We start from the raw sequence: 23,523 nt of genomic DNA on the forward strand, positions 1-23,523 counted from the left end.
GTGCTGGTTTCAGCGTTCTTGGTCGTGACGACGAGTGTTGCTTGCGGACAAACCAATTCGCCGGCCGGCCACGGTCAGCATTCCGAAACGGTGACCGCGAGCCCAGACACCTCCGTCCCCAGCGGTCCGGTCATCGCGATCGAGGGAATGGGGTTTCGCTCCCCGGGGCCCGTCGCACCGGGCACCGAGATCACGATCGTCAACAACGACGAGGTCGAGCATTCGGTGACATCGCGGACCAAAGGGCTGTTCGACGTCCACGTCGAGGGCAAGGGGCGCGCGACACTGACGGCACCCGAAGAGGCAGGGGAGTATGCCTTCTACTGCCTCTATCACCCCGCGATGCTGGGCACCCTGACCGTCAGGTAGCCGCCCCGCTGGTGCGCCAGCTCACGGGCAGGCGCTTGATGCCGTGGATGAACTGCGACTGCAGCCGATCGGGCTCCTCGGTCGCCGCGATGTCGGGCAACTGGCGGTGCAGTTCCTCGAACGCCACGGTGATCTCACGGCGTGCCAAGTTTGCTCCGAGGCAGAAATGTGCACCGCCGCCGCCGAATCCGAGATGGGGGTTGGGGTGACGGGTGACGTCGAACATCCACGGATCGGCAAACTTCGACTCGTCCCGGTTCGCCGATCCGTACCACAGGGTCACCTTCGCGCCGGCCGGCAGCGGTGTCCCGCCGAGCACCGTGTCCTGGGTGACCGTGCGGCGCATGTAGCTGACCGGCGATGCCCAGCGCACGATCTCCTCGACCGCGGTGGGGGCCAGCTCGTCGTAGTTCGACCACCACTTTTCGCGCTGCTCCGGGAACCGGGTGAGCGCCAGCACGCCGTGGCTGATGGCATTGCGTGTGGTTTCGTTACCCGCCACCACCAGCAGAATGAAGAATGACGCCACCTCCGCCGACGTCAGCCGTTCGCCGTCGACCTCGGCCTGAACCAGGCTCGTGGTGAGGTCCTCGGTGGGGGCGGCGCGGCGCTCGTCGGCCAATGCTGTGGCATAGGCGCCGATATCCATCGCCACCCGGAGAAACTCGTCGAAGTCGGTGGTCAGGTCCGGGTCACCGAACCCCAGGATCACGTTGGTCCAATGGAAGATCTGTTGATGATCGGGTTCGGGAATGCCCATCATGTCGCAGATGATCTGCAGTGGTAACGGGCCGGCGAGTTCGGTGACCAGCTCGGCGGTGCCGTCGGGATTCCTGCTCACCATGTCGGTGACGAGTCGGCGGGCCCGATCACGGACAGAGTCCTCGATCAGGGTCACCACCCGCGGGGTGAACGCACTGCGCACGATGTTGCGCAGGCGGGTGTGACGCGGATCGTCCAGCACGATCATGGAGCCGAAATACTCGGCCAATTCCGGAGTTTGGTCCCCGATGGTGATACCGGACGCGGAGCTGAAGATCTCCGGATGCCGGCTGGCGTGGAAGACGTCGTCGTATCTGGTCACCGCCCAATGCCCGGGTGTTTCGGGGAAGCCCTCGAGGGTGCACGCCGGGTGATAGGAGATCGGGTCGTCGCGGCGCAGCGCGGCGAACGCCGCGTCCCGGACGTCGTCGTCCTCGCGCCAGAACTGCCAGGATCCGAGATCGACCTGCCGGCGTGCCATGTCGGGGGGAGGTGCGCCATTGATCCGCGGTGCGATACCCACACCGCCAGGGTAGGTGCGCGACGTGCCCGGACACCGGGTAACGCTCGGATCTCTCGTGGCGATACCTCACTGGGGTGCACGTTTCGTCACTCGCACAGGGCTGAGTTGCACGACGTTGCGGCGCCGCGCCGTTGGGGGACGGCCGGCGCCGGGGTCACGACCGTAGGAGGTTCAGGTATGGAACTGGCCAAGTTCGTGGCGGCTGCGTTGACAGTCGGTGCGTTGGGAATCGGCGTTGCGGGGACGGGAGTCCCGGTGGCTTCGGCGTCGCCGGCGGTACCCGCGCCACTCAAGCCGGGGCACGGCAACGACGACTGCTTCCCGTTCTGCAACGGCGGACCGCCCGGTCACGACCGCGATTTCGACAGCCGTGGGCGCGGTCCTGACCGCGGCCCCGATTTCGACAACCGCGGGCACTGGGATGACAAGGGGCCCTGGTGGGCGAACAACCGGCACGATTGGTGGGACGATCGCAACGGCCCGCCGCCGTGGGGTTGGGGTCCGCCGCCGCCGTTCCACTGGCGGGGCGGGCCGCTGCCACCGACCATCAACTACTGGGGCTACAACTTGAACCCAGTGTGGGACAACGGCTTCCGGCAGTGGGGTGTGTGGCTGTTCGGCGTCTGGATCCCGATCATCGGGGTCGGCGTCGGCTGACGCTCGTCCAGTAGTGCCAACGGCCGCGCCGCAATGCCGGTCAGCCGCTCTCGCGCGTGGGGCCCTCGTCGGCGCCCTGATCGGGATCATCCTGATCGTGGCGTACGACGCGGACCCGGCCGTGCGCCAGGCATGCGGCGTAGCCGTGGTGCTTCCCGTACAGCTCCCACGAGGTATGCCCCTCGTCGGGCCGGACATCGATCCGGTGACCGTCGGAGAAGCTGAGGTGGAGGCTGCCGTCGTCCTCCCAGTCGGCATGGGTACAACGCTGGCCGGCGAAATCGAACAGCGGCCGGACTTCGTTGCGCAGTGACCGGGGATCCAGCGACACCACTTCGGAATCGTCGGTGCCGGTCGCCGGCAGTGTCAGTTCCAGCGGAACCGAGATGACCAGTTCGTTGTAGTCATCGAGGTTGAGCACCAGGCCATCACGGAATGTGATCCGCTGGACCAAGCATCCTTGAATCCATTGATCGCTCATTGTCTTACTCTGAACCGCCTGACCGCCGGGCACAAGAGGCGCATCGGCGGTGTTACGCCCGATATGAACGGTATGGGATGCCCCCGATGAAGGTCCGCTTCGGCGTTGGGCTCGGCGCTGAAACCGCCCCGCACCAATTGGCTGACATCATCGATCACCTGGAACGGTCCGGCGTCGACTCGGTGTGGTTCTCCGAACTGGTCTACACCCCCGCGGTCGACCCGTTCGTCGGCATGGCCTATGCGCTCGCCCGCACCCGGCGGCTCAAAGCCGGAACCTCGGTCGCGATTCTGCCGGGCCGCCATCCGGTCCTGGTGGCCAAGCAACTGGCGTCGCTGGCGGCGATCGCACCCAAGCGGGTGCTGCCCGTGTTCGGCCTGCATTCGGCGCTCCCTGCCGAACGGGACATCTTCGTCGTTCCCGACGGCCGCCGCGCCGCGGTCTTCGACGAATCGCTGGACCTGCTTCGATCCGCGTTGCGCGGCGGTGACCTGACCTTCGAGGGGGAGTACTTCACCGTCCGTTCCGTCCAGGTGCAGCCGGTGCCGGCCGGCCCGGTCGACATCTGGCTGGGCGGTTCGGCGCCGGCGGCGCTGCGCCGGATCGGCAAATTCGGAGACGGCTGGCTGGGCAGCTTCCTCACTCCCGATGAGGCGAGAGCCGCCCGCCGGCGCATCGAGGCAGAGGCGGTTGCCGCAGGCCGCACCATCGAGCCCGACCACTACGGCATCAGCCTCGCCGTCGGGGACGGTGCGCTGCCTGCCGAACTGCTCGCCGCGGTCCGTCGCCGCCGACCCGACGTCGACCCCGAGGAGCTCGTCGCCGCCGACTGGCCCACGCTGCACCGCCAACTCGATCGCTACCTGGCCGCCGGACTGACCAAGTTCGTCATCCGGGCGGCCGGCCCGGCTGACCAGAGCGCGTTCCTGGACCGGTTCACCGCCGAGCTTTTGCCGCGGCAGAACTGAACTGTCCGGAAAACTCCCGGTCGGTTGAACTTTCGCGTGTCGGCCACCGTGTTAGCGGGTATGCGCAGGCCACGCGCGTGCTGCGCCTTGACCGAAGGAGACCGTCATGAGGATGCGAGGCTTGTTCTGTCTGCTCGCGATCGTATTCGCACTGGTCACGGCGCCAACAGCGGCCGCAGATGATCGGTTGCAGTTCACCGGCACGACGTTGTCGGGTGCCCAGTTCAACGGGTCGAGCCTGGCCGGGCGGCCCGCGGTGCTGTGGTTCTGGACGCCCTGGTGTCCGTTCTGCAACGCCGAGGCGCCGTCGGTGAGCCAGGTAGCCGCGGCCAACCCGCAGGTCAGCTTCGTCGGCGTGGCCGCGCACTCCGACGTGGGGGCCATGCAGGGATTCGTCGACAAGTACCACCTCAACTTCCCCAACCTCAACGACGCCGACGGGTCGATCTGGGCGCGCTACAACGTGCCGTGGCAGCCCGCGTACGTCTTCTATCGCGCCGACGGGTCGTCGACATTCGTCAACAACCCGACGTCGGCCATGCCGCAGCAGGAGCTGGCCGACCGGGTCGCGGCCCTGAAGAGCTAGTCGCCCCGCGTGCCGGACAACCTGGTGGGGCTGGCGTTCGGCGCCGGCCTCGTCGCGGCGCTCAACCCATGCGGTTTCGCCCTGTTGCCGGGATACCTCGCGCTGGTGGTGCGGGGTACTTCGCCGCGGGGGCCGCTGCCGGCCTTGGGCCGCGCGGTGGCCGCCACCGTCGTGATGACCGTCGGATTCGTCGCGGTGTTCGGCACGTTCGGACTACTCACCGTCGCGGCCGCCAGCACGGTCCAGCGCTACCTCCCGTACGTCACCCTGCTGATCGGTGTCGCCCTGGTCATTCTCGGGTGTTGGCTGCTGGCCGGCCGTCGCCTCGGCTTGCTGCTGCCGGATGCCCTGAGCGCCCGTACCGGCTGGGCGCCGACCGCGCGGCTCGGTTCGATGGCCGGCTACGGCGTCGGGTACGCGCTCGCGTCGCTGTCCTGCACAGTGGGGCCGTTCCTGGCTGTCACCGGCGCAACACTGGAATCGAACACGGCTCTGCATCGCGTCGCCGTGTTCGCCGCGTACGCGGCCGGTTTCGCCCTCGTCGTCGGCGTGCTGGCGGTCGCCGCGGCGCTGGCCGGCACGGTGGTGGTCGAACGGCTGCGGCGTGTCGTTCCCTATATCAGCCGGATCAGTGGGGCACTGTTGATCGTCGTCGGCGCCTACGTCGCGTACTACGGCTGGTACGAGATCCAATTGTTCAGCGCGGCAGGCAATCCCAGTGACCCGGTGATCGCCGCGGCCGGACGGGTGCAGGGCAGTCTTGCCGGTTGGGTCCACCGGCACGGGGCGTGGCCGTGGATACTGGCCCTGGTCCTGTTGGTGGCGCTCGGCCTGTGGTGGTTCAGGGTCGCCGCGAGAAGTCGCCACGCACGTCGGGCCACGGCGGACGACGCAGCATAGCGGCAGTGGCCAGCGTCGCGGCCACCAACCCGATCAGTTCACCCAGCAGCGCTATCCGCGTGTGGTCCACGGCGGGGACCCAGGTGGGCTCGCCATCCTTGACGACGAAGATCCCCAGCGGTCTGGAATTGCCGGGACGGTGCGAAACCCTGCTCACCGGTATCACCGTTGCCCCGTCAGGCGTGACATACGGCTCCCCGAACACCCGCGAGGTCGCCGCTGGATCGGTGGCCATGCCCTCGAGCGAGTCGGGCAAGCGCATGCCGGGCATCCTCTCGCTCAGCGGTCGAACTCGGATTCGTCGTCCAGGGGCACCACGATGGCCTGATCGATCAGGTCCGCTTCGGTGGCATCGGTATCGGTCGAGATCCGCACCCTGGGCAGGTCCGACAACGCATCGCCCTCGTCGTCGACGCCGACGGGTATCAGTTGTTCGACGATGTCGGCCTCTGGGGCGGCATCATCGAAATCGCCACGCTCAACCTGCGTCATGATTTCCCCTCGTCGACCGGATGTGTCTCCATAGGCGATTGTGCTACCCGGGAAGTGGTCTTTCAACGCGAATTTCGGCGATCTCGATCACGGCCGGGCCGCGGCGCGGCCGGGCGGTGAGATTCATTGGCAGGCAACAGTACTCAGCGCCCTGCGGACGTCGTCGGGAACCGGGCGCTTGGTCCAGTCGTCGGTCGACACAACGACATAGACGTTGCTGCCGTGCACCCGCGGCTGCTCGTGACCGGAGGCGTCGGTGCCGAGCACGGTGAAGCCCAGGGTGAAGCTGGTGGTGCCGATGCGTTCGCACCGCACCGCGACACGGACCGACTCCCGCCACCGGACCGGAGCCCGGAAGTCGATCTCGGTGTGCACCACCTGCATGTCGACTCCCTGCGCGATCAGGTCGGCGTAACCGACCCGCAGGTGGTCGAACAGCCCGGTACACGCCTCGTCGAACCAGGTCAGGTAGTGGCCGTTGAACACCACGCCCTGCTGGTCGATCTCGGCGTACCGCGGAACGATGCCGAAGCTGTAGTTGCTCACGTGGGCTCTCCAAAGGCCGGCGGGTCTGCGGCTCCACCGTAACGGCGTGACAGGCCCGGCCTTTTCCTCGGGCTTGCCCGCACGGGAGACTTGTGCCGTGAAGCTGGTGACCCTTGACGACATCGCCGCCGCGGCCCGGCGGATCGACTCCCAGATCGTCCGTACCCCGCTGCTGCCTGCCGGGTGGGGCGACGCAGACCGGCCGTTGTGGCTCAAACCCGAGAATCTGCAACCGATCGGCGCCTTCAAGATTCGCGGAGCGTTCAACGCGCTGGCCCGGCTCGATCCGGATGTGCGGGCCAGGGGAGTGGTGGCCTATTCCAGCGGCAATCATGCTCAGGCAGTGGCGTACGCCGCCGCGGCTTTTCGGGTCGCGGCCCACATCGTGATGCCAGAAGAGACTCCCGGTGTCAAGGTGCAGGCCACCCGGGATCATGGGGCGCAGGTGGTGTTGTGTGGCGCCGGTCAGCGCGAAGCAGTGGCCGCGGAGCTGGTCGAGCGCACCCGCGGCGTGCTGGTGCCGCCTTTCGACCATCCTGACGTGATCGCCGGGCAGGGCACCGTCGGGCTGGAGATCGCGCAGGACCTACCCGAGGTGGCGTCGGTGTTCGTCCCCATCAGCGGCGGAGGGCTGGCCTCGGGCGTGGGTACCGCGATCCGCGCGCTGTGCCCGCGCGCCAAGATATTCGGCGTCGAACCCGAACTCGCCGCCGACACCGCCGAAAGCCTGTCCGTGGGCCACCGTGTGGACTGGCCTGTGGCGCAACGCAACCGGACGATCGCCGACGGTCTGCGCTCGACCCCGTCGGAACTGACGTTCGCCCATCTGCAACGGGTACTCGATGACGTCATCACCGTGACAGAGGATGAGATCCGTTCCGCGGTAAGGCAGCTGGTGCTGCGCACCCACCTGGTCGCCGAGCCCAGCGGCGCGGTGGCGCTGGCGGGCTACCGCAAGGCGGCAGCGCCGCCGGGCCCGGCCGTCGTGATCGTCTCCGGCGGCAACATCGAACCGGCGTTGCTGGCCGCTGTCCTTTCCGGCGGTCAGTGAACACCTTCCATCAGCCGGCTGATCCGCGGGGAGATGAGCAGGACCATGGCGCCGGCAAGGATCGCCACCGCTCCCAGGATGCCGAAATAGGCGAACTCGTTCGCCGGGTCGTAATGCTGCGCGAGTACACCTGACATCGCCGTACCGAGTCCGACCGAGAAGAAGAACAGCGCCATCATCTGTGCCCGGAAAGCCTGTGGGGCAAGCTTTGTCGTGACCGACAACCCGATCGGCGACACCAACAGCTCAGAAACCGCGAACACCACCATGATGCCGGCCACCAGCGCGGCGGGTACCACCCTGCCGGTGGCGGACGCGCTCGGAAGGAACAGCAGAAATGCCGCGCCCATGCCGATCACGCCGTAGGCGAATTTGCGCGGGGTGGTCGGCGCGCGGTTGCCCAGCCGGGTCCACAAGATCGCGAACAGCGGTGAGAGCAGGATGATCCAGACGGGCTCGATCGACCCGATCCAATTCGACGGTGCCGTCCAGCCGAACACGGACCAGTTGACCCGTTCGTCTGAGTACACCGCCAGCACCGTGAAGGTCTGCTGAAACAGCGACCAGAACACCGCGTTGGCGATGAACAGTGGGACGAACGCGCGAACCCGGGTGCGCTCGACGTCGGACACCTTGGCGCTGGTCAGCAGCACCACGAAATACATCACCGAGGCCACCGCGATGACGCCGGTGATGAACTGTGACAGGTTGGCCAACTCGACCACATGCGTCATGAACAGCAACGTCACGGCGACAGCCAGCGCGGCGACGACGGCGAGGGATTTGCCGATTGCCCGGGGCGGCAACGGGTTTGCCACCACGCGCCCGTGGTCGCCGAGGTTGCGCCGGAAGGCCACGTACTGCGCCAGACCCAGCGCCATGCCGACGGCCGCGGCACCGAACGCGTAGTGGAAACCCGAGCGGTTCTGCAGCACACCCGTGGTCAGAGGTCCGACGAAGGCGCCCAAATTGACTCCGAGATAGAACAAGGTGAAGCCGCCGTCTGCGCGCGGATCGTCCTTGTCGTAGAGGGTGCCGAGCAACGAGGATGCATTGGCCTTGAGCGCCCCGGATCCGAGGGCTACCAGGGTCAGGCCGCAGCCGACGCCGGCCAGGCCCGGAACAAGCGCGAGGGCGATGTGCCCGGCCATTACGACCACCCCGCCGTAGAACACGGTGCGTTCCATGCCCAGCAGACGATCGGCGATCCAGCCACCCAGGACGGTGGACAGGTACACCAGCCCTCCGTATGCGCCGATGATGCCGGTGGCGGTGCTCTTCGGCAACCCGAGGCCGCCGTCGGTGGCTGTGTAGTACAGGTAGTAGCCCAGGATCGTGAGCATCCCGTAGAACGAGAAGCGCTCCCACAATTCCACCCCGAACAGATTGGCCAGCCCGATCGGATGGCCGAAGAAGCCGCGGTGGCGTAACCCGTCCTGAACTTCCGGCATGAGCACAACCATGCCACGCCCTCGGCCCCCGGGCCTCAGGCCTCGCGGCGCGACGGCAAACCGGCGCATCGTTGTGTGCTGGCTGTTCTGTGGCACAGCACATTTCGCTGCGGTCGTGGCCGGGTTCGGTGGTGATGCAGGGTTAGACGCCAGGCTGCCACCGGGTAATGTCACCGTGAAACGTTTGGACGACGGCCACACTTTTCGGGGGTGAACGTGGACGCGGTGCTCGGTGTTTCGTTGACACCGTCTACCGTCGGTCTGGTCCTGGTCGAGGGCGCCGAGGCTGACGGGGCGACCGTCGACCACAATGCCCTCGACATCCGCGGCCTGGTGCCCGCACGTACGGATGACGTCTGCGCTGATGTGGTGAAGGCCGTCCGGCGCTCCGAAAGGATTGCCGCAGAACATGGTTTGCGGCTGTCCGCGATCGGTGTGACCTGGAGTTCGGGGGCGGCCGCCGAGGCTACGGTGCTGCTCAAGAAGTTCGAGGACGCCGGATTCGCCAACCTGGTCCCCGTGCGGCTACCGCAAGCCACGGATGCGCTGGCTCGGCGGGTTGCCGGCACCGTCGGATTCGACACGACGGCCGTGTGTGTCCTGGAACCGGATGTCGTGCAGGCGATGACGGTGAGCGGCACCGCGCCGGTGCAGACGTCGGTGAGCCGTGGCATCGAGACCGTGGCCGGCCTGATCGCTTGGTTGTCGGAGATCTTCGATGCGGCCGATCCGCGTCCCGACGCGCTCGTGGTGGTGGGCGCTGCCGTGGACCTGGACTCGGTGCTGCCCAAATTGGAACAGGCACTGCAGGTCCCGGTGTTCACCCCGGCCGAGCCGGGCTTGCCCCTGGCCAGAGGCGCGGCGCTGGCCGCGGTGCGACGCGGCCGCTGGGCTTCTGAGGAGAGCGCGGCCTCGACGCTTTGGCGGTGGCCCGCCAAACAATTGACCCCCCTGGCGATATTGGTCGGCGGTGTGCTCGCTTTCGGCGTCTCGCTGGTACTGGCTGTCGGTCAGCAGCTGCTGCCCGGTTCGGAGCCGGCCCCACATCGAAGTACCCGACCGGTGGTGAGCACATCGGGCGACTCGGCCTCGGTGCAACAGCCGTCGGCGCCCGCAGTGCCGCCGCCGCCCGAGGTGCCGCCGGTGTTGGAACCTGTGGCGGAGGATGCCGCGCCGGAGTATGCGGTCGGTCAAAACGCCACGGCCCCAACCGAGAACACCGCGGTACCGAGCCAGCAACTCACGCCTGTCGGCACCGAGCCGGTGCCCGTCACCTCGGAGTTGCCACCGGCGTTGCCCGAGCAGGTGCCGGGCGCGCCCGCTACCGACCCGCAAGCGCAGCAACCGCCGGCCGATCAGCCGCCGCCGGGGGAGACCGGGGTGTCGCAGGCACCGCCTGCACCGCCTCCACCACCTCCACCGCCTGAGGTCGCACCCCCTCCTCCGGCCGCCGAGGTTGCGCCGCCTCCGCCCAGTCCGGCGTCAGAGGCCGCACCGGTACAACAGACGGCTGCGCAGGCTCCGGTGGCCGAACCGGCACCACCGGCTCCGGAAGTGCCCGCTCCTGCTCCTGAAGCGGTGCCAACCGAGCCTGAGCAGGTCCCGGTCGCGTCCGACCCGCAGGCCCCTCCTGCGGCCGTACCCTGATCCTTGCGACGTTGCTGAAGCGTGGCCAGGCTTGCCGATCCCGCCGTGAAACATATCGATGCGTCATGCCGATGTGTTCACCATGGGCAACCCACAGTGCGACCGTCGAGACCGTTTTTCCGCCGTCACGCTGCGCCTCAAAGGTGCAGTCGCGGCGAGCGCCTACACTGGTGTCATGCGCAGCGTCCCTTCGTCGCCATTCGGAACCGTTCGAGCTTCGGTACTGAAAGTGTTTGCGGCGATTGGTGTCGCCACCTTGGCCGCGGCGAGCACGGTCAACGTCGCATCGGCTGCGGTCAGCACGCCCGCCCCGGGAGCGTCGATCGCGCCTGCCGCCGGCTCGGTGGTCGGTGTCGCGATGCCGCTGACCGTCACGTTCGACAACCCGGTGACCGACCGCAACGCGGCGCAGCGCAGTCTGCAGATCAGCTCACCGCGCACGCCCACAGGCACATTCACCTGGCTCAGTGACGACGTGATGCAGTGGAAGCCCGATCAGTTGTGGCCGGCCCACTCGAAGATCTCGGTATCTGCCGGAGGTGCCAAAACCAGCTTCGAGACCGGGTCAGAGGTGCTCGGTGTGGCCGACATCGATGCCCACACGTTCACCGTCAGCATCGACGGCAGTGTGGTCCGCACGATGCCCGCCTCGATGGGCAAGCCCAAACACCCGACTCCCGTGGGCACGTTCAGCGCTCTGGCCAAAGAACCTGTCGTGGTGATGGATTCGCGGACCATCGGGATTCCGCTGAGTGACCCGGAGGGCTACAAGCTGACGGTGTACGACGCGGTCCGCGTGACCTGGGGCGGCGTCTACGTGCACGGTGCCCCGTGGTCGGTGGGTTCGCAGGGCTATTCGAATGTCAGTCACGGCTGCATCAATTTGAGCCCGGACAACGCCGATTGGTACTTCAACACGGTGCACCTCGGCGACCCTATTGTCGTGCAGGCGTAGTCGCGTGCAGATTCTTCGACGTCGGTGAGGTGGACACCGTCGCCGGGTCGGGATCGGTCCCCAGTACGCGGTCGGCGGTTCCGGCGGTGGTGACCGTGAACCAGTAGTGCTCGTTCTTGTAGTGATGCTGGCGGTGGTTGCGCCAAACCGCACGGTATGCGCGGGTTTTGGGCTTGTAGTCACTGTGGATCAGATAGTGGCACCACTCGTAGCACAGGCCCAGCAACGTCAGGAATGACAGGAACGTCAAGCCGAGGCCGAGGCGTGGGAACGCCAGGACAGCGGTGGCCACCGCGGCGGGCAGAATCCACAGCAGGGCGCGCCACGGAATGAAGATCAGCGGAATGTCGCGCGGGTCGACGTGGTGGAGCCGGTGGTCACGGGCGAGCAGCGAATCCAGCGTGATCGGACCGAGCCTCCTGGGCCGCCAATGCAGTACGAAAACGTGGACGACCCATTCGAAGAAGGGGAAAGCCGCGAGCATGACCGCGGGAACGAGGGCGTCGGTCAGTTGCCAGTCGCCGACCGCACATCGGGCGATGACGCTGACGGTCAGTGCGGTGCCGATCATCCACGGTGTGGGGTGCCGGACGAACTCCCGTGCCGCGTCGCCGAGCGTGAAAGCATTGCGCCTCATCGGTTTTCCTCCAAGCTGTCGAGGGCGGCCGTGAGAGCGTCCGTGGCGGGCCCCAGCAGTTCCTGAGCCGCCCGGTCGGCCGCTGCCGGGTCGCCCGCCTCGATTGCCTCGACGATCCGGCGGTATGCGTCCGGACGGCCGACCTCGGCGGCCATCATGGTGGCCAGCGCCGGCAGTGCGGGCTCATAGGTCTGCCGAAGCGTGTTGTACATCAACCGGAATGCGATGGAATCCGCGCCGTCGACGACCAGGTCCCAGAAGGCCAGCGCCCGGCGTTGTTGTTCCACCGGGTCCTGTTCGGCGGCCAGGGACTCCACGGTGTCGCCGAGTTTCGCGACCAGTTCGGCCGGGGCACGCTCGGCGGCCAATGCGGCGACCTTGGGGCCGTTGTGCAAGCGGGTCTCCAAGATGCTGCGCACCACGCTGACATCGAGTTCGCCTGCGCGCAAAAGCAATCGGGGCAGCAGGTCGAGACCGGCGTGCCTGCGGAAATCCCGCACGGTGGTGGCGTCGCCTTGCCGGACCTCGACCAAGCCGGCCTCGGTGAGGCGCTTGATCGCCTCCCGTACGGCTGGACGGGACACCCCGAGAACCTCAGCCAGTCGGCGTTCGCTGGGTAACGGCTCGCCGGGCTGCATCTGGCCGCTGAGCACCTCGTCGACGATCTGCTCGAAGACGTCTTCGGGGACAGACCGACGGTTGACCGGTTGCAGCGCCATGAGGCCATGCTGCCTCCCCAACCGGTCAGAGGTCAAGTGGTAAGACCACTCAGCGAAGCGCCGCGGCCGTTTCGGCGTCGGCGGGCAGAAACGCCTCGATGCTCAATTCGGCAGCCGTCAGATCCAGTGCGGTGCCGAAGGTCGTGACCGTGCTCAAGAAAGTCAGCACCGTGCCGTCGGGCACGGCCAGCTCCAAGGGGACGACGACCCCGCCGAGATCGCGCACCGGCTCCATGCCGCCGGGGTAGGACTCGACCTCGGTGAGCAGCTCGGCCAGTTCGGTCGATCCGCTCACCGTGACCTCGCGGCGCAGTCGGCTGATCAGGTGGTGGCGCCACTCGGCCAGATTCCGGATGCGTGGAGCCATGCCCTCGGGATGCAGGGTGATCCGCAGTGCGTTGGGTTGCTCCAGTAGATGCGGCGCGACACCTGCCAGCATGACGCCGGTGCCGGCATTGGCCTGCACCAGGTTCCAGGCACGGTCGACCACCACACAGGGAAAGGGGGCATAGGCGTCCAAGACCCGGGCAACCCCATCACGCACGGCGGCCATCTCGGGATCGTCGAGTGTCCGTTCGGCGTACACCGGTGCCAGCCCGGCCGCCAGCAGCAGCTGATTCTGGTCTCGCAGGGGCACGTCGAGGGCTTCGGCCAGTCGCAGCACCATCGCCCGGCTCGGCACCGAGCGCCCGGTCTCGATGAAGCTGAGGTGGCGGGCCGACACATCGGCCTCGATGGCCAGTTCCAGCTGACTGATCCGCCGGCGCAGGCGCCAGTCGCGCATCAGTGAGCCGATCGGTGTCTGGGCGGTCGCACTTGTCACTACCCGAGTCTCAGGCACGCGTCGAGAGATGGCCACTACCTCCGGGGTAATTGCCACGATTACCCGGTCGGGCGACGCTGGAGTCGAACTCGCACAGGAGGAAAAAATGCGTACGCCGCCGCAGACGCCGCAGTCGATTCCGCGCTGGTTGCACTTCGTGATGACCGCCGACCGGTCCGGATCGACCGCCTATATCGGAACCGGTTTCTTCTTCGCGCCGGCGCTCGCCCTGGTCTCACCCTGGCCCACGGTGACGACGGTGCTCTGGACGGTGATCGCACTCGCCGGGCTGTGGCTCGGGGTGCTCGGTATCGCGATGGCGACCGGTCTGGCGATCGTGCTGCGGTCCAACACCGAGATCCCCGAAGACTATTGGCGGTCCATCATCGACTATCCGAGCGGCCGAGGTAATCCACCTGCCAGTGCTTGATTCCGTTCAGCCAGCCCGACCGCAGTCGTTCGGGTGCCGAGAGCGGGGTCAGGTCGGGCATCCCGTCGGCGATCGCGTTGAAAATCAGGTCGATGGTCATCCTGGCCAGATTGGCGCCGATGCAGTAGTGCGCACCGGTTCCGCCGAATCCCACATGCGGGTTGGGATCACGCAATATGTCGAAGGTGTACGGATCCTCGAACACGTCTTCGTCGAAATTGGCCGAGCGGTAGAACATCACCACCCGTTGGCCCTTCTTGATCGGCACCCCGGCCAGCTCGGTGTCCTCCAGGGCGGTCCGCTGGAATGAGGTCACCGGCGTGGCCCACCGCACGATCTCGTCGGCGGCCGTGGCCGGGCGTTCCCGCTTGAACAACTCCCACTGGTCGGGATGGTCGGCGAACGCCATCATGCCCTGGGTGATCGAGTTGCGGGTGGTCTCGTTGCCTGCCACGGCGAGCAGGATCACGAAGAAACCGAACTCGTCGTCGGAGAGTTTGTGTCCCTCCACGTCGGCTTGGAGCAGCTTGGAGACCAGATCTTCGCCGGGGTTCTTCGTGCGCTCGGCGGCCATCTGCATTCCGTACATGATCAACTCGACCGAGGCGCTGATCGCATCGTTGGAGGCGAACTCGGGGTCCTGGTCGCCGACCATCTGATTGGACCAGTCGAACAGCTTCTTGCGGTCCTCCTGCGGCACGCCCATGAGGCCCGCGATGGCCTGGAGGGGCAGTTCGCATGACACCTGCTCCACGAAATCTCCCGAGCCTTCGGCGGCGGCCGTCTCGACGATGGCTCGGGCGCGCTCGGCGAGGTCGGCGCGCAGGCGTTCGACGGCGCGCGGGGTGAACGCCCGCGAGATGATCTTGCGCAGATGGGTGTGATGGGGTGCGTCCATGTTGAGCAGCACGAACTTGCCCTGGTCGATCTGTTGTTGGATGGTGCCCTCCCGATAGCGCGGCAGCGCGGTCTTCTCCTGGCTGGAGAACACGTCACTGCGCAGCGATACCTCTTTGACGTCTTTGTGCTTGGTGACGACCCAGAATCCGCCGTCGTCGAACCCTCCTTGACCCTTCGGCTGCTCGTTCCACCAGATCGGTGCCAGCCGGCGCATCTCCGCGAGCTCTTCGACCGGCAGGCGCTCGGCGTAGATGTCGGGATCGGTGAAGTCGAATCCGGGCGGAAGGTTCAGAGTCGGCATGGCGTTGGCGCTCCTCGCGACGACGTTGTGTAGTGGCGTAAAGCCATTGCTACACCACAGGTGGCGCCCCTCGGAGTGGCTTTCGGAAACTCATGCGTTGCGAGTATTGGAACGTGTTCCGGTGCTTGCGCTGTAACGGTTGGACGAGCGCGACGATGCACCCAGCGTTACCATCTGTCCCTGGAGCAACAGCAGGAGGCTAACCAGTTATGCGAGTCGACGTCCGTAGGTTCGGGATCGTTTTGACGGGCTGCGTGTCGGGTCCCGTCGTGGCGTTGGCCATGGCCGCCGCGGCGGCCGCCGAGCCGCCCAATCCAGCGCCCGCTCCGGCTCCCGTTCCCGCGCCTGCGCCGGCGGCTGCCCCGGCAGCCGGAGATCCGGCGGCACCGGCTGCCGCGGCTCCGGTGGGCACCCCGCACCTGGCGAGCCCCGACGCCCTGCCGCCGGGGGCCACGATGGATCCCACCGGACAGGGAACCGAGACACCCAACCTGAGCTATCTCAAGGATCTGTGGCACGCGGTGCAGAACCAGGAGATCAGCGGCAAGGAAGCGCTGGTGCTCGGGCTCGCGCAACGTGGCATGAACACGCCCGTCCCGGGCCAGGTGCCCGGTCCGAACGTTCCGACCGCGCCGGTGGCTCCGGGCGCGCCGACAGCGCCGGTGCCCGGTGGGCCGGCCGTCGTCGAGCCCGGCGCTCCTGTCGGGCCCGCGGCTCCCGTCGGCCCGGCGGTAACCGCGCCGGCCGCGCCGGCACTACCGGTCCCGCCGGCTCCGGCACCCGCGCCCTGAGGGCCGGGAATCTGATCAGACCGGCAGGCTTTCGACCGAGATCCGGTCGACCCGGGCAGGCACGTGCTTGTGCCACGGCGTGCCCGCGTACTCATCGCGCCACTGCGACGAGGTGAGCTCGTTGGGCGCGACTCCCGGCACGATCGACTGCCCCGTTCTGTCGGTGTAGTCGAGACCGAACCCGTTGGGCAGTGAGATGTGCCCGGGCAGCATCGCGTCATTGACCTCCACGGTGACCTCGGCGCTTCCGGCCGCCGTGGTGAGCCGGGCCCGGCCGCCGTCGTGTAGGCCGATGGACGCGGCGTCGTCGGCACTGATCCGCAGCGCGCCCTCGGTGTCGCGTTTGCGCCACGCGGGGTCGCGGAAGATGTCGTTGGCCGTGTAGGCCCGGCGCTCACCAGCGGAGAGCACCAAGGGGAACTGGTCGGTGGTCAGCGTCGAGCTCATGGTCGGCAGGGCCCGCACCGCGTCGAGCAGCTCGGGGATTTCCAGCGCGATCTTGTGGTCTGAGTGGCTGATGAGAGAGAAGTCGTCCTGGTATTCGTGCACGGTGAACGTCAATCCGGACCGGCCGGCCAGGATGGCCTCGAACAGGGCGTTGCCGTCAGCGTGGCCGGCGCGGCGCACCGCGTCCGGATACGTCATCGCGGTCTTCTGCGCCAGGCCCCACAGGGCCGCGGCACCGGCCAGGCCGTCGCCAAGCGTGGGTCCGAGCGTCTCGTAGAGCACGTACGGCAGCACCCGCCCCAAACCCGGATTGGCGCCGACGGCGGCCAGAAACGCCGTGGCGTAGGCGTCCAGGCCTTCGCGCGCGGCGCGCCGCAAAGGATCCAGCTCGGCGTCGTCGACCGCGCCGATCGCCCGCACCAGCCGGGCCCAGATCTCCGGTTCGGGCAGGGTCCCCGGCAGCGGTTCGAACAGGGGGTGGCGCAGGTGAAAGTTGTTGTGGGGGAACTCGAGGTTGAAGAAGGTCGCCTCGGGCTTCTCGAACTGGTTGGCCGCGGGCAGCACATAGTGGGCCAGCCGCGCGGTCTCGGTCATCGCGACGTCGATGACCACCAGGAGCTCGAGCGATTCGAGTGCGGCCCGCACGGCCGCCGAATCGGCGATCGAGTGTGCCGGGTTGCTGCTCTCGACGATCATCGCCCGGAACCGGTCCGCATGGTCGGTCAGGATCTCCTGCGGCACCACGTTCGACGGCACCAGGCCGGCGATCACCGGTGCGCCGGTGACCGGGCTGCGGCCGACCCCGCCCGAGCCGAACAGCGGGGCGAACGACGAATGCAGGTGCTGCCCACCGCGTTTGGCGAAATTTCCGGTGAGGATCCAGAGCATCTTGTTGAGGTAGGAACACAGTGTGCTGTTGGGGGCCTGCTGGATGCCGAGATCCTCGAACACCGCCACACTGCCGGCCACCGCGAGGCGGCGCACCGCTGAGCGCAGCAGGGTTTCGTCGACGCCGCACCGCGCGGCGTAGTCGCCGATGGGCACCCGGGCGAGCACGTCGCGCACCGGTTCCACGCCGTTGACGTGGGCGGCCAGAAACTCCTCGTCGCAGAGGTTTTCCTGCACCAGCACCGCGGCCATCGCGGCCAGGCACCAGGCGTCGGTCCCGGGTCGTACCCGCAGGTGGAAGTCGGCGAGCTTGGCGGTGTCGGTGACGACCGGGTCGATGACGATCATCGCGCGGTCGGGATCCTTGGCGATCTCGTTGAGCACCACCCGGGCCCGCGGAAAGCTCTGCGACATCCACGGGTTCTTGCCCACGAACACCGAGACCTCGGCGTGCTCGAACTCGCCGCGGGTGTGGCCGCCGTAGAGGTGCGCGTCGACCCACGCCTCACCGGTCTTCTCCTGCGCCAAGGCATTTGACCGGTAGCGGGAGCCGATCGCCTTGAGGAATGCGCCGCTGTAGGCTCCGCCCAGATGATTGCCCTGACCGCCGCCGCCGTAGTAGAAGATCTTGTCTCCGCCGTGGCTGTCCCTGATCGTCAGGAACTTCGCAGCGATCTCGGAAATCGCGGTGTCCCAATCGATCTCCTCGTAGCTGCCGTCGGGTCTGCGGCGCAGCGGTGAGGTCAGCCGGTTGGTGCTGCTCTGGTAGTGGTCCAGCCGCAGTGCCTTGTTGCAGGTGTATCCCTGCGAGGCCGGGTGTTCCTTGTCTCCGCGGATCTTGGTGATGGCCCGGCCCTCGGTCTGCACCACGATGCCGCAGTTGCACTCGCACAGGATGCACGCGGTGGGCTCCCATTGATCGACGGTCATGACGATGTTCCTTCCGGCAGGAGGGGGCGAAGTTGACGGTGGATCAGCTCGAGTGGTTTGACGTCGCGAGTTGCCCGTGCCATCACGACCGCACCTTCGATCGACGTCATGATCAGCGTCGCGAGTTCCTCGGCGCGTTCGGCGGGGACTCCGTCGTCGATCAGCCGATGGGTGATCTGAGTGGTCCAGCGGGTGAAGGCGGCCCCGGCGCGGTCCAGTGCGGCGGTGTCGGTGGCGCCGGGTTCTCCCGCCTCGACCGCGACCGCCACAATCGGGCAGCCGGCCCGGAAGTCGGTGGCGGACAACTGTTTGCGAAACCCGGCGATCATCGCGTCGAGCAAACCCGTGCCGCTGTCGGCCTTGTCGATTCGCGTGGCCACCTGATCGCTGGCGTAATCGATGGCCTCGCACACGAGTTGGCTGCGCCCGCCGGGAAAGTAGTGGTAGGCCGATCCGCGCGGTGCGCCGCTGTGGGCGAGTACGTCGGCGATCGCGGTCGGGTGCGCGCCGCGCTCCCGGATCAGCAGTGCGGCCGAGGCCACCATGCGCTCACGAGGACTGGTCATCGGACGCCTTTCGCTCGATTATGTATGTAACCCTACATAATCGACGGGCATGGGTCTATCCCGTGAGCTCGAGCGGTTGCGTCCAAATCATCAACGCGGCGGGTTGCTGCCTGATGGTGGCTGCAACCCGCCGCGTTGGTGGCCTAACTGTGTCGATGGGGCCGGCAGGGATTGCCGGCGGCCTCGATCACACCCCGGCAGCCTCGTTGAGGGCATTGAGGGTGCCTGTCGCCTCCAGGTATTCCTGGACCCAGCGTTCGATCACCGCGGAGGTCTTCTCGACCTTGGTGAACTGGCCGACCACCTGGCCGACCGGGTTGAACGCGACGTCGACGCTCTCGTTGGGGTACTTGTGCGTGGCGGCCACGGCCATCCCGGACACCATGTACTGCAACGGCATACCGAGCGGCTTCGGGTTGTCCGGGTTCTCCCAGGCTTCGGTCCAGTCGTTGCGGAGCATGCGGGCCGGCTTGCCGGTGAACGAGCGGCTGCGCACGGTGTCGCGGCTGGTGGCCTTGGCGTACGCGGCGTGCTGCTGCGCGGTGTGCTCGGACTCTTCGACCATGACCCACTGCGATCCGGTCCAGGCACCCTGCGCGCCGAGCGCCAGGGCCGCGGCGATCTGCTGACCGCTGCCGATACCGCCGGCGGCCAGCACCGGCACCGGAGCGACCTCCTTGACGACCTGGGGCCAGAGCACGATCGAGCCCACCTCGCCACTGTGTCCACCGGCCTCGCCGCCCTGGGCGATGATGATGTCGACGCCGGCGTCGGCGTGCTTACGGGCCTGTGACGGCGAGCCGCACAGCGCCGCGACCTTGCGGCCCTCGGCGTGGATGCGCTTGATCATGTCGGCCGGCGGGGTGCCGAGCGCATTGGCGATCAGCGTCATCTTGGGGTGCTTGAGGGCGATTTCCACCTGCGGGGTCGCGGTGGCCTCGGTCCAGCCGAGCAACTGCAGCGCATCGTCGTCGCTGTGTTCGACCGGCACGCCGTGGTCGGCGAGGATCTTGCGGGCGAAGTCCAGATGCTCCTGGGGCACCAGGGACTGCAGCATGCCCTTGAGTTCGTCGGCGGACATGTTGGCGTCCATGCCCTCGTACTTGTTGGGGATCACGATGTCGACGCCGTACGGGTGATCGCCGATGTGCTCATCGATCCAGTTGAGCTCGATTTCCAGCTGCTCGGGCGTGAAGCCCACGGCGCCCAGCACGCCGAAACCGCCGGCCTTGCTGACGGCGACGACGACGTCGCGACAATGGGTGAACGCGAAAATCGGGAATTCGATCCCGAGCTCGTCGCAGAGTGCGGTGTGCATTCTCCAGCTCCTTGTGGTGACGGTGCGGTTCGAGAGTCCTCGGCCGGTCCGGCCCGGACAGAAGTGAAACGTGTTCTAGTTTAGTACCACCGTGGGGAGTTTCGGGCCGGGACCCGGCAGATTCACGCGAGCTCGGCCACGAACGACACTTCGTTTCCGTCGGGATCGGCGACATCGATGACGGCGACCATGTCGGCGATGACCTGCGGTTCTGGCACGCTGACGCCGTTGTCGCGCAGCCAGGCGACGGTGGTGCCGAGGTCATCGACCCCGAATCTCACGGCCGATCGCCCGGCGCTGCCATCATCGGTGACGACCTGTAGCCACGCCGTCGCGGTCAGTTGCCATTCGGCGACTCCCGGAACCGGTTCCAGGTCGGGTTCGCGGTCGAGCAACCGCGCGTACCAGGCCTTGGCCTCCTCGAATCGTCCGGTGGCGATGACAGCCGCGACATCCTTGATCCCGATGCGGTGCATTTGTGCGGACATCCCTCTAGTTCTAGTCCTGATCTGGTCTCGACTGGCCGATTGTCGTGGTGGCTTGGTTTAGTAGCCCCATGGGCCGCACGCTGTCGCCACCCGAGTCACTCGAGGAGATCGGGTTCGGTCCGGGGGGTGCACAGGTCGGCGCCTTCTTCGACCTCGACGGCACCCTGGTGGACGGATTCACCGCGACGGCGCACGCCGGTCATCGCATCCGCCAGAGGCAGGCCGCCGTCGGTGAGATCCTCGGAATCGTCGAGGCCTCCGTGCGGTATCGGATCGGACGGATGCCGTTCGAGCGGCTGCTGGTGCGGGCGGCCGGTTATCTCCGGGGCGAATCACTGCCGGAGCTCGACGAACTGGGGGAGTACCTGTTCGAAAGCCGCATCACCCAACGCGTGTACCCGCACATGCGGGAAGTGGTGCGTCGCCACCAGGATCGCGGGCACACGGTGGTGATGAGTTCCTCGGCGCTGACCATTCATGCCGAGCCGGTCGCGCGGCACCTGGGTATCGACCACGTGCTGTGCAATCGCTTCGCCACCGACGACCAGGGCCGGCTGACCGGCGGGATCATCGAACCCATCATCTGGGGAGCGCGTAAGGCCGATGCGGTGCAGGCGTTCTGCCGGACTGAGCGGGTAGACCTGGCGCGCAGCTATTTCTATGCCGACGGTCCCGAGGACAGCGCGCTGATGCGTCTGGTGGGTCATCCGCGGCCGGTGAATCCGCGACCAGGTCTGGCCTCGGCCGCCACCGAACAGGACTGGCCGGTGCTCACGGTGCCCCGTCCGGGTGGCCGGCGCCGCGGCGAACGCCGGCTCCGTCCGGGTGCCTAACTCGACCTGTGCAGGCCCTTGCCCGTGACGAGCGGCAGGTCCAGGGTCGTGCGGATGCCGGGCTCGGCGGCCATGACGTCGGGGATGGCGTTGACGATGCGTCCGGCTGCCGCCACGATCGCGGCGTGGTTGTGGTCTCCCTTGCGGCTGCTGGGACAGATGTCGACCACGTAGGAAGGCTCGCCGACGATCTCGACGCGGTAGGAGCCGCCGGGCTGGGCCGGCTGCGCCCAGTCCGGCCGCAGGTCCGCGCGCACCCGGGTGACGTGTTCGACCACGATCACCGGCTTGCCGCCGACCATGCCGTTGATCTGGAAGCGCATCGCCGCCACCGTGCCCTTGGCGATGACGCCGGTCGCGACCTCGATGTCCTCGGGCGCCGGCTCCAACTCGTAGTGCTCGGTGATGTCTTCTACTTCGACGCCCAGTCCGGCGGCGAGCATCCGGATCGCGGTTCCCCAAGCGGCGCTGAGGATTCCGGGGAGAAACAACATTCCGGGCTGGTCGATCGGATTGCCGAACCCCATGACGATCGACATCACCTCGGTGCCGTCATAGGTGGCGTAGTCGGCGATCTCCATGGTCTTGATCTGATCGATGCGCTGACAGGTACCGGCGATCGCGAACGGCACCAGGTCGGTGGCGAATCCAGGGTCGACGCCGGTGATGAACACGCTTGAATTACCCGCCTGGGCAGCTTCTTCGACCCGGGCGATGGCCTTCTCCGGCATAGCGCCCCAGGGGAATTGCAGGCCGCCCGGGGCCGAGCCGACCACATTGATCCCGGCGGCCAGTGCGGCCATCACATCGCGGGTGGCTTCCACGGGGCGGGTGTCACCCATCGCGCAGTACACCAGGCAGTCCGGTTTGGCGGCGATCGCGGCATCGATGCCGAGCGTGGCGGTGACCCCGGTGACGCCGTCCAGGCCGGCCAGTTCGCCCGCGTCCAGGCCGACCTTCGCCTCGGTCGAGGTGCCCACCGCGACGAGTTCGAACCGGGGGTCGTCGATGAGTTGGATCAGGGCCAACCGGCCGCAGTTTCCGGTGCCGACGATCGCCACGCGAATGGCCATACAGGTCTCCTCAAGTGTTCGGTCTGATCGCAGTATGCCGATCCAAGGCCCAAATTGGAACAGGTTCTAATTTCAAGCCGTACGCGGTAGCCTCACCCGTCATGGGACGGGTAGACGGAAAAGTGGCACTCATCAGTGGCGGCGCGCGAGGCATGGGCGCGGAGCACGCCCGGGCGCTGGTCGCCGAGGGCGCCAAGGTGGTGATCGGGGACATCCTCGACGACGACGGTAAGAAGCTGGCCGCCGAGCTCGGCGATTCGGTCCGCTACGTGCATCTCGACGTCACCGAAGAAGACCAGTGGAACGCCGCGGTGGAAACCGCCACGTCGGAGTTCGGCCTGCTCAATGTTCTGGTGAACAATGCCGGGATCGTCGCGCTCGGCCAGATCGGCAAGTTCGACATGACCCAGTGGCAGAAGGTGATCGACGTCAACCTGACCGGCACCTTCCTGGGGATGCAGGCGTGTGTCAAGGCGATGAAAGCCGCGGGCGGCGGCTCGATCATCAACGTGTCGTCCATCGAGGGATTGCGCGGCGCGGCCATGGTGCATCCGTATGTCGCATCCAAGTGGGCGGTGCGCGGTCTGACCAAGTCTGCGGCGCTGGAGCTCGGTGCCAAGCAGATCCGGGTCAACTCGATCCACCCCGGTTTCATCCGCACCCCGATGACCGAGCATTTCCCCGAGGACATGCTCAGCATTCCGCTGGGCCGGCCGGGCCAACCCGACGAGGTGTCCACCTTCGTCGTGTTCCTGGCCAGCGACGAATCCCGGTACGCCACGGGCGCTGAGTTCGTCATGGACGGCGGCATCGTCAACGACGTCCCGCACAAGCTCTGATCCGCACCGGCCGCACGCGGCGGTACGGACCACGGCAGAATGACCCGGCAGGGCATCGACTCGCCGACACGGTGCCACCTGACCGGTCTGTGAGGAGCTGCCCATTTCCGCCCGGAATCGCCGCGCCGGCCTGAGCGTCACGGGTTTCGTCG

At 67.3% G+C, this 23,523-nt stretch carries 27 protein-coding genes; 12 read left to right on the top strand and 15 right to left on the bottom strand.

Translation table 11 applies throughout. The annotated features are described in order from the left end of the window. Positions 1-90: 90 nt before the first annotated feature. Positions 91-369: a cupredoxin domain-containing protein gene (locus K6L26_RS15705; protein ID WP_230983515.1), complete on the top strand. Its 279-nt coding sequence runs from the start codon at positions 91-93 to the stop codon at positions 367-369. Here K6L26_RS15705 and K6L26_RS15710 read toward each other — a convergent pair. Then, the gene (locus K6L26_RS15710; RefSeq protein WP_036387221.1) at positions 362-1,654 is read right to left on the bottom strand and encodes a cytochrome P450; all 1,293 of its coding nucleotides are present in this window, start codon (positions 1,652-1,654) and stop codon (positions 362-364) included. The two genes, K6L26_RS15705 and K6L26_RS15710, sit on opposite strands and share 8 nt — an antisense overlap. 177 nt (positions 1,655-1,831) lie before the next feature. On the opposite strand from K6L26_RS15710, the gene K6L26_RS15715 reads away from it, so the two are divergent. Beyond that, entirely contained in the window at positions 1,832-2,311 is a 480-nt protein-coding gene (locus K6L26_RS15715) for a hypothetical protein (protein WP_047038385.1), read from the top strand. Between the two features lie 40 nt (positions 2,312-2,351). On the opposite strand, the gene K6L26_RS15720 is transcribed toward K6L26_RS15715, so the two are convergent. Continuing rightward, entirely contained in the window at positions 2,352-2,792 is a 441-nt protein-coding gene (locus K6L26_RS15720; RefSeq protein ID WP_085141588.1) for a DUF6188 family protein, read from the bottom strand. Positions 2,793-2,878: 86 nt separating this feature from the next. Here K6L26_RS15720 and K6L26_RS15725 point away from each other — a divergent pair, with 86 nt between their 5' ends. From K6L26_RS15725 to K6L26_RS15735, 3 genes are all read left to right on the top strand, one after another. Further along, positions 2,879-3,760 (top strand): TIGR03854 family LLM class F420-dependent oxidoreductase, encoded by an 882-nt coding sequence (locus tag K6L26_RS15725; protein ID WP_221850715.1) that lies wholly within the window; start codon positions 2,879-2,881, stop codon positions 3,758-3,760. 106 nt (positions 3,761-3,866) lie between these two features. Then, a complete protein-coding gene (locus K6L26_RS15730; RefSeq protein WP_085980303.1) occupies positions 3,867-4,346 on the top strand; it encodes a protein disulfide oxidoreductase in 480 nt (159 codons plus the stop codon). Between the two features lie 9 nt (positions 4,347-4,355). Next, positions 4,356-5,246 carry a cytochrome c biogenesis CcdA family protein gene (locus K6L26_RS15735; RefSeq protein ID WP_019342878.1) on the top strand — a complete coding sequence of 297 codons (891 nt, stop codon included), beginning with the start codon at positions 4,356-4,358 and terminating at the stop codon, positions 5,244-5,246. On the opposite strand, the gene K6L26_RS15740 is transcribed toward K6L26_RS15735, so the two are convergent. The 3 genes from K6L26_RS15740 to K6L26_RS15750 form a co-directional block, all read right to left on the bottom strand. Then, the gene (locus K6L26_RS15740; RefSeq protein WP_076112236.1) at positions 5,188-5,508 is read right to left on the bottom strand and encodes a hypothetical protein; all 321 of its coding nucleotides are present in this window, start codon (positions 5,506-5,508) and stop codon (positions 5,188-5,190) included. The genes K6L26_RS15735 and K6L26_RS15740 overlap by 59 nt on opposite strands. A 17-nt stretch (positions 5,509-5,525) precedes the next feature. Beyond that, a complete protein-coding gene (locus tag K6L26_RS15745) occupies positions 5,526-5,738 on the bottom strand; it encodes an Rv3202a family protein (RefSeq protein ID WP_019342877.1) in 213 nt (70 codons plus the stop codon). A 123-nt stretch (positions 5,739-5,861) separates the two neighbouring features. Beyond that, on the bottom strand, positions 5,862-6,284 hold the full coding sequence (locus K6L26_RS15750) for an acyl-CoA thioesterase (protein ID WP_019342876.1): 423 nt from the start codon (positions 6,282-6,284) through the stop codon (positions 5,862-5,864). 97 nt (positions 6,285-6,381) lie between these two features. Between K6L26_RS15750 and K6L26_RS15755 the strand changes: the two genes are divergently transcribed. Beyond that, positions 6,382-7,335: a threonine ammonia-lyase gene (locus tag K6L26_RS15755; RefSeq protein ID WP_221850717.1), complete on the top strand. Its 954-nt coding sequence runs from the start codon at positions 6,382-6,384 to the stop codon at positions 7,333-7,335. On the opposite strand, the gene K6L26_RS15760 is transcribed toward K6L26_RS15755, so the two are convergent. Further along, complete coding sequence (locus tag K6L26_RS15760; RefSeq protein WP_221850719.1) at positions 7,329-8,786, bottom strand: peptide MFS transporter; 1,458 nt, start codon at positions 8,784-8,786, stop codon at positions 7,329-7,331. The two genes, K6L26_RS15755 and K6L26_RS15760, sit on opposite strands and share 7 nt — an antisense overlap. Positions 8,787-8,996: 210 nt before the next feature. On the opposite strand from K6L26_RS15760, the gene K6L26_RS15765 reads away from it, so the two are divergent. Both K6L26_RS15765 and K6L26_RS15770 read left to right on the top strand, forming a co-directional pair. After that, positions 8,997-10,433, top strand: coding sequence for a DUF7159 family protein (locus K6L26_RS15765; protein WP_221850721.1), 1,437 nt, complete (start codon positions 8,997-8,999; stop codon positions 10,431-10,433). Between the two features lie 175 nt (positions 10,434-10,608). Then, a complete protein-coding gene (locus tag K6L26_RS15770; RefSeq protein WP_064897318.1) occupies positions 10,609-11,388 on the top strand; it encodes a L,D-transpeptidase in 780 nt (259 codons plus the stop codon). Here K6L26_RS15770 and K6L26_RS15775 read toward each other — a convergent pair. The 3 genes from K6L26_RS15775 to K6L26_RS15785 are packed head-to-tail and all read right to left on the bottom strand — an operon-like array spanning position 11,369 to position 13,528. Continuing rightward, complete coding sequence (locus tag K6L26_RS15775; protein ID WP_221850722.1) at positions 11,369-12,025, bottom strand: sterol desaturase family protein; 657 nt, start codon at positions 12,023-12,025, stop codon at positions 11,369-11,371. The two genes, K6L26_RS15770 and K6L26_RS15775, sit on opposite strands and share 20 nt — an antisense overlap. Then, positions 12,022-12,744 carry a FadR/GntR family transcriptional regulator gene (locus tag K6L26_RS15780; protein ID WP_064897263.1) on the bottom strand — a complete coding sequence of 241 codons (723 nt, stop codon included), beginning with the start codon at positions 12,742-12,744 and terminating at the stop codon, positions 12,022-12,024. Before K6L26_RS15780 ends, K6L26_RS15775 begins: the two co-directional genes overlap by 4 nt. 49 nt (positions 12,745-12,793) lie before the next feature. Beyond that, positions 12,794-13,528, bottom strand: coding sequence for a helix-turn-helix domain-containing protein (locus tag K6L26_RS15785; RefSeq protein WP_221853401.1), 735 nt, complete (start codon positions 13,526-13,528; stop codon positions 12,794-12,796). A 145-nt stretch (positions 13,529-13,673) separates the two neighbouring features. Here K6L26_RS15785 and K6L26_RS15790 point away from each other — a divergent pair, with 145 nt between their 5' ends. Next, positions 13,674-13,997: a hypothetical protein gene (locus tag K6L26_RS15790; RefSeq protein WP_221850724.1), complete on the top strand. Its 324-nt coding sequence runs from the start codon at positions 13,674-13,676 to the stop codon at positions 13,995-13,997. On the opposite strand, the gene K6L26_RS15795 is transcribed toward K6L26_RS15790, so the two are convergent. Beyond that, the gene (locus K6L26_RS15795) at positions 13,951-15,198 is read right to left on the bottom strand and encodes a cytochrome P450 (RefSeq protein WP_019342867.1); all 1,248 of its coding nucleotides are present in this window, start codon (positions 15,196-15,198) and stop codon (positions 13,951-13,953) included. The two genes, K6L26_RS15790 and K6L26_RS15795, sit on opposite strands and share 47 nt — an antisense overlap. A 254-nt stretch (positions 15,199-15,452) precedes the next feature. Between K6L26_RS15795 and K6L26_RS15800 the strand changes: the two genes are divergently transcribed. Further along, a complete protein-coding gene (locus tag K6L26_RS15800) occupies positions 15,453-15,989 on the top strand; it encodes a hypothetical protein (RefSeq protein ID WP_165763131.1) in 537 nt (178 codons plus the stop codon). 15 nt (positions 15,990-16,004) lie between these two features. On the opposite strand, the gene K6L26_RS15805 is transcribed toward K6L26_RS15800, so the two are convergent. The 4 genes from K6L26_RS15805 to K6L26_RS15820 form a co-directional block, all read right to left on the bottom strand. After that, positions 16,005-18,254 carry a molybdopterin-dependent oxidoreductase gene (locus K6L26_RS15805; protein ID WP_221850726.1) on the bottom strand — a complete coding sequence of 750 codons (2,250 nt, stop codon included), beginning with the start codon at positions 18,252-18,254 and terminating at the stop codon, positions 16,005-16,007. Next, positions 18,251-18,820 carry a TetR/AcrR family transcriptional regulator gene (locus K6L26_RS15810; protein ID WP_221850728.1) on the bottom strand — a complete coding sequence of 190 codons (570 nt, stop codon included), beginning with the start codon at positions 18,818-18,820 and terminating at the stop codon, positions 18,251-18,253. The genes K6L26_RS15805 and K6L26_RS15810 overlap by 4 nt, the downstream gene beginning before the upstream one ends. Positions 18,821-19,007: 187 nt before the next feature. Further along, a complete protein-coding gene (locus tag K6L26_RS15815) occupies positions 19,008-20,138 on the bottom strand; it encodes a nitronate monooxygenase (protein ID WP_019346340.1) in 1,131 nt (376 codons plus the stop codon). A 122-nt stretch (positions 20,139-20,260) separates the two neighbouring features. Further along, positions 20,261-20,626 carry a VOC family protein gene (locus tag K6L26_RS15820; RefSeq protein ID WP_081394962.1) on the bottom strand — a complete coding sequence of 122 codons (366 nt, stop codon included), beginning with the start codon at positions 20,624-20,626 and terminating at the stop codon, positions 20,261-20,263. 68 nt (positions 20,627-20,694) lie between these two features. Between K6L26_RS15820 and K6L26_RS15825 the strand changes: the two genes are divergently transcribed. Further along, entirely contained in the window at positions 20,695-21,459 is a 765-nt protein-coding gene (locus K6L26_RS15825; protein WP_064897274.1) for an HAD family hydrolase, read from the top strand. Here K6L26_RS15825 and K6L26_RS15830 read toward each other — a convergent pair. Then, positions 21,456-22,532 carry an NAD(P)H-dependent amine dehydrogenase family protein gene (locus K6L26_RS15830; protein ID WP_221850730.1) on the bottom strand — a complete coding sequence of 359 codons (1,077 nt, stop codon included), beginning with the start codon at positions 22,530-22,532 and terminating at the stop codon, positions 21,456-21,458. The genes K6L26_RS15825 and K6L26_RS15830 overlap by 4 nt on opposite strands. 101 nt (positions 22,533-22,633) lie before the next feature. Here K6L26_RS15830 and K6L26_RS15835 point away from each other — a divergent pair, with 101 nt between their 5' ends. Beyond that, complete coding sequence (locus K6L26_RS15835) at positions 22,634-23,371, top strand: glucose 1-dehydrogenase (RefSeq protein WP_221850732.1); 738 nt, start codon at positions 22,634-22,636, stop codon at positions 23,369-23,371. The last annotated feature ends 152 nt before the right edge of the window (positions 23,372-23,523 follow it).

Origin of the sequence: Mycobacterium farcinogenes, assembly GCF_019739075.1 — a bacterium.
GTDB lineage: Bacteria > Actinomycetota > Actinomycetes > Mycobacteriales > Mycobacteriaceae > Mycobacterium > Mycobacterium senegalense.

Excerpts from the sequence above, each read along its gene's own strand:
- K6L26_RS15810 (WP_221850728.1), bottom strand. The coding sequence starts at position 18,820 with ATGACCAGTCCTCGTGAGCGCATGGTGGCCTCGGCCGCACTGCTGATC.
- K6L26_RS15785 (WP_221853401.1), bottom strand. The coding sequence starts at position 13,528 with ATGCGCGACTGGCGCCTGCGCCGGCGGATCAGTCAGCTGGAACTGGCC.
- K6L26_RS15775 (WP_221850722.1), bottom strand. The coding sequence starts at position 12,025 with ATGAGGCGCAATGCTTTCACGCTCGGCGACGCGGCACGGGAGTTCGTC.
- K6L26_RS15740 (WP_076112236.1), bottom strand. The coding sequence starts at position 5,508 with ATGCGCTTGCCCGACTCGCTCGAGGGCATGGCCACCGATCCAGCGGCG.
- K6L26_RS15825 (WP_064897274.1), top strand. The coding sequence starts at position 20,695 with ATGGGCCGCACGCTGTCGCCACCCGAGTCACTCGAGGAGATCGGGTTC.
- K6L26_RS15725 (WP_221850715.1), top strand. The coding sequence starts at position 2,879 with ATGAAGGTCCGCTTCGGCGTTGGGCTCGGCGCTGAAACCGCCCCGCAC.
- K6L26_RS15790 (WP_221850724.1), top strand. The coding sequence starts at position 13,674 with ATGCGTACGCCGCCGCAGACGCCGCAGTCGATTCCGCGCTGGTTGCAC.
- K6L26_RS15830 (WP_221850730.1), bottom strand. The coding sequence starts at position 22,532 with ATGGCCATTCGCGTGGCGATCGTCGGCACCGGAAACTGCGGCCGGTTG.
- K6L26_RS15820 (WP_081394962.1), bottom strand. The coding sequence starts at position 20,626 with ATGTCCGCACAAATGCACCGCATCGGGATCAAGGATGTCGCGGCTGTC.
- K6L26_RS15835 (WP_221850732.1), top strand. The coding sequence starts at position 22,634 with ATGGGACGGGTAGACGGAAAAGTGGCACTCATCAGTGGCGGCGCGCGA.
- K6L26_RS15780 (WP_064897263.1), bottom strand. The coding sequence starts at position 12,744 with ATGGCGCTGCAACCGGTCAACCGTCGGTCTGTCCCCGAAGACGTCTTC.
- K6L26_RS15795 (WP_019342867.1), bottom strand. The coding sequence starts at position 15,198 with ATGCCGACTCTGAACCTTCCGCCCGGATTCGACTTCACCGATCCCGAC.
- K6L26_RS15720 (WP_085141588.1), bottom strand. The coding sequence starts at position 2,792 with ATGAGCGATCAATGGATTCAAGGATGCTTGGTCCAGCGGATCACATTC.
- K6L26_RS15760 (WP_221850719.1), bottom strand. The coding sequence starts at position 8,786 with ATGCCGGAAGTTCAGGACGGGTTACGCCACCGCGGCTTCTTCGGCCAT.
- K6L26_RS15745 (WP_019342877.1), bottom strand. The coding sequence starts at position 5,738 with ATGACGCAGGTTGAGCGTGGCGATTTCGATGATGCCGCCCCAGAGGCC.
- K6L26_RS15730 (WP_085980303.1), top strand. The coding sequence starts at position 3,867 with ATGAGGATGCGAGGCTTGTTCTGTCTGCTCGCGATCGTATTCGCACTG.
- K6L26_RS15815 (WP_019346340.1), bottom strand. The coding sequence starts at position 20,138 with ATGCACACCGCACTCTGCGACGAGCTCGGGATCGAATTCCCGATTTTC.
- K6L26_RS15770 (WP_064897318.1), top strand. The coding sequence starts at position 10,609 with ATGCGCAGCGTCCCTTCGTCGCCATTCGGAACCGTTCGAGCTTCGGTA.
- K6L26_RS15715 (WP_047038385.1), top strand. The coding sequence starts at position 1,832 with ATGGAACTGGCCAAGTTCGTGGCGGCTGCGTTGACAGTCGGTGCGTTG.
- K6L26_RS15805 (WP_221850726.1), bottom strand. The coding sequence starts at position 18,254 with ATGACCGTCGATCAATGGGAGCCCACCGCGTGCATCCTGTGCGAGTGC.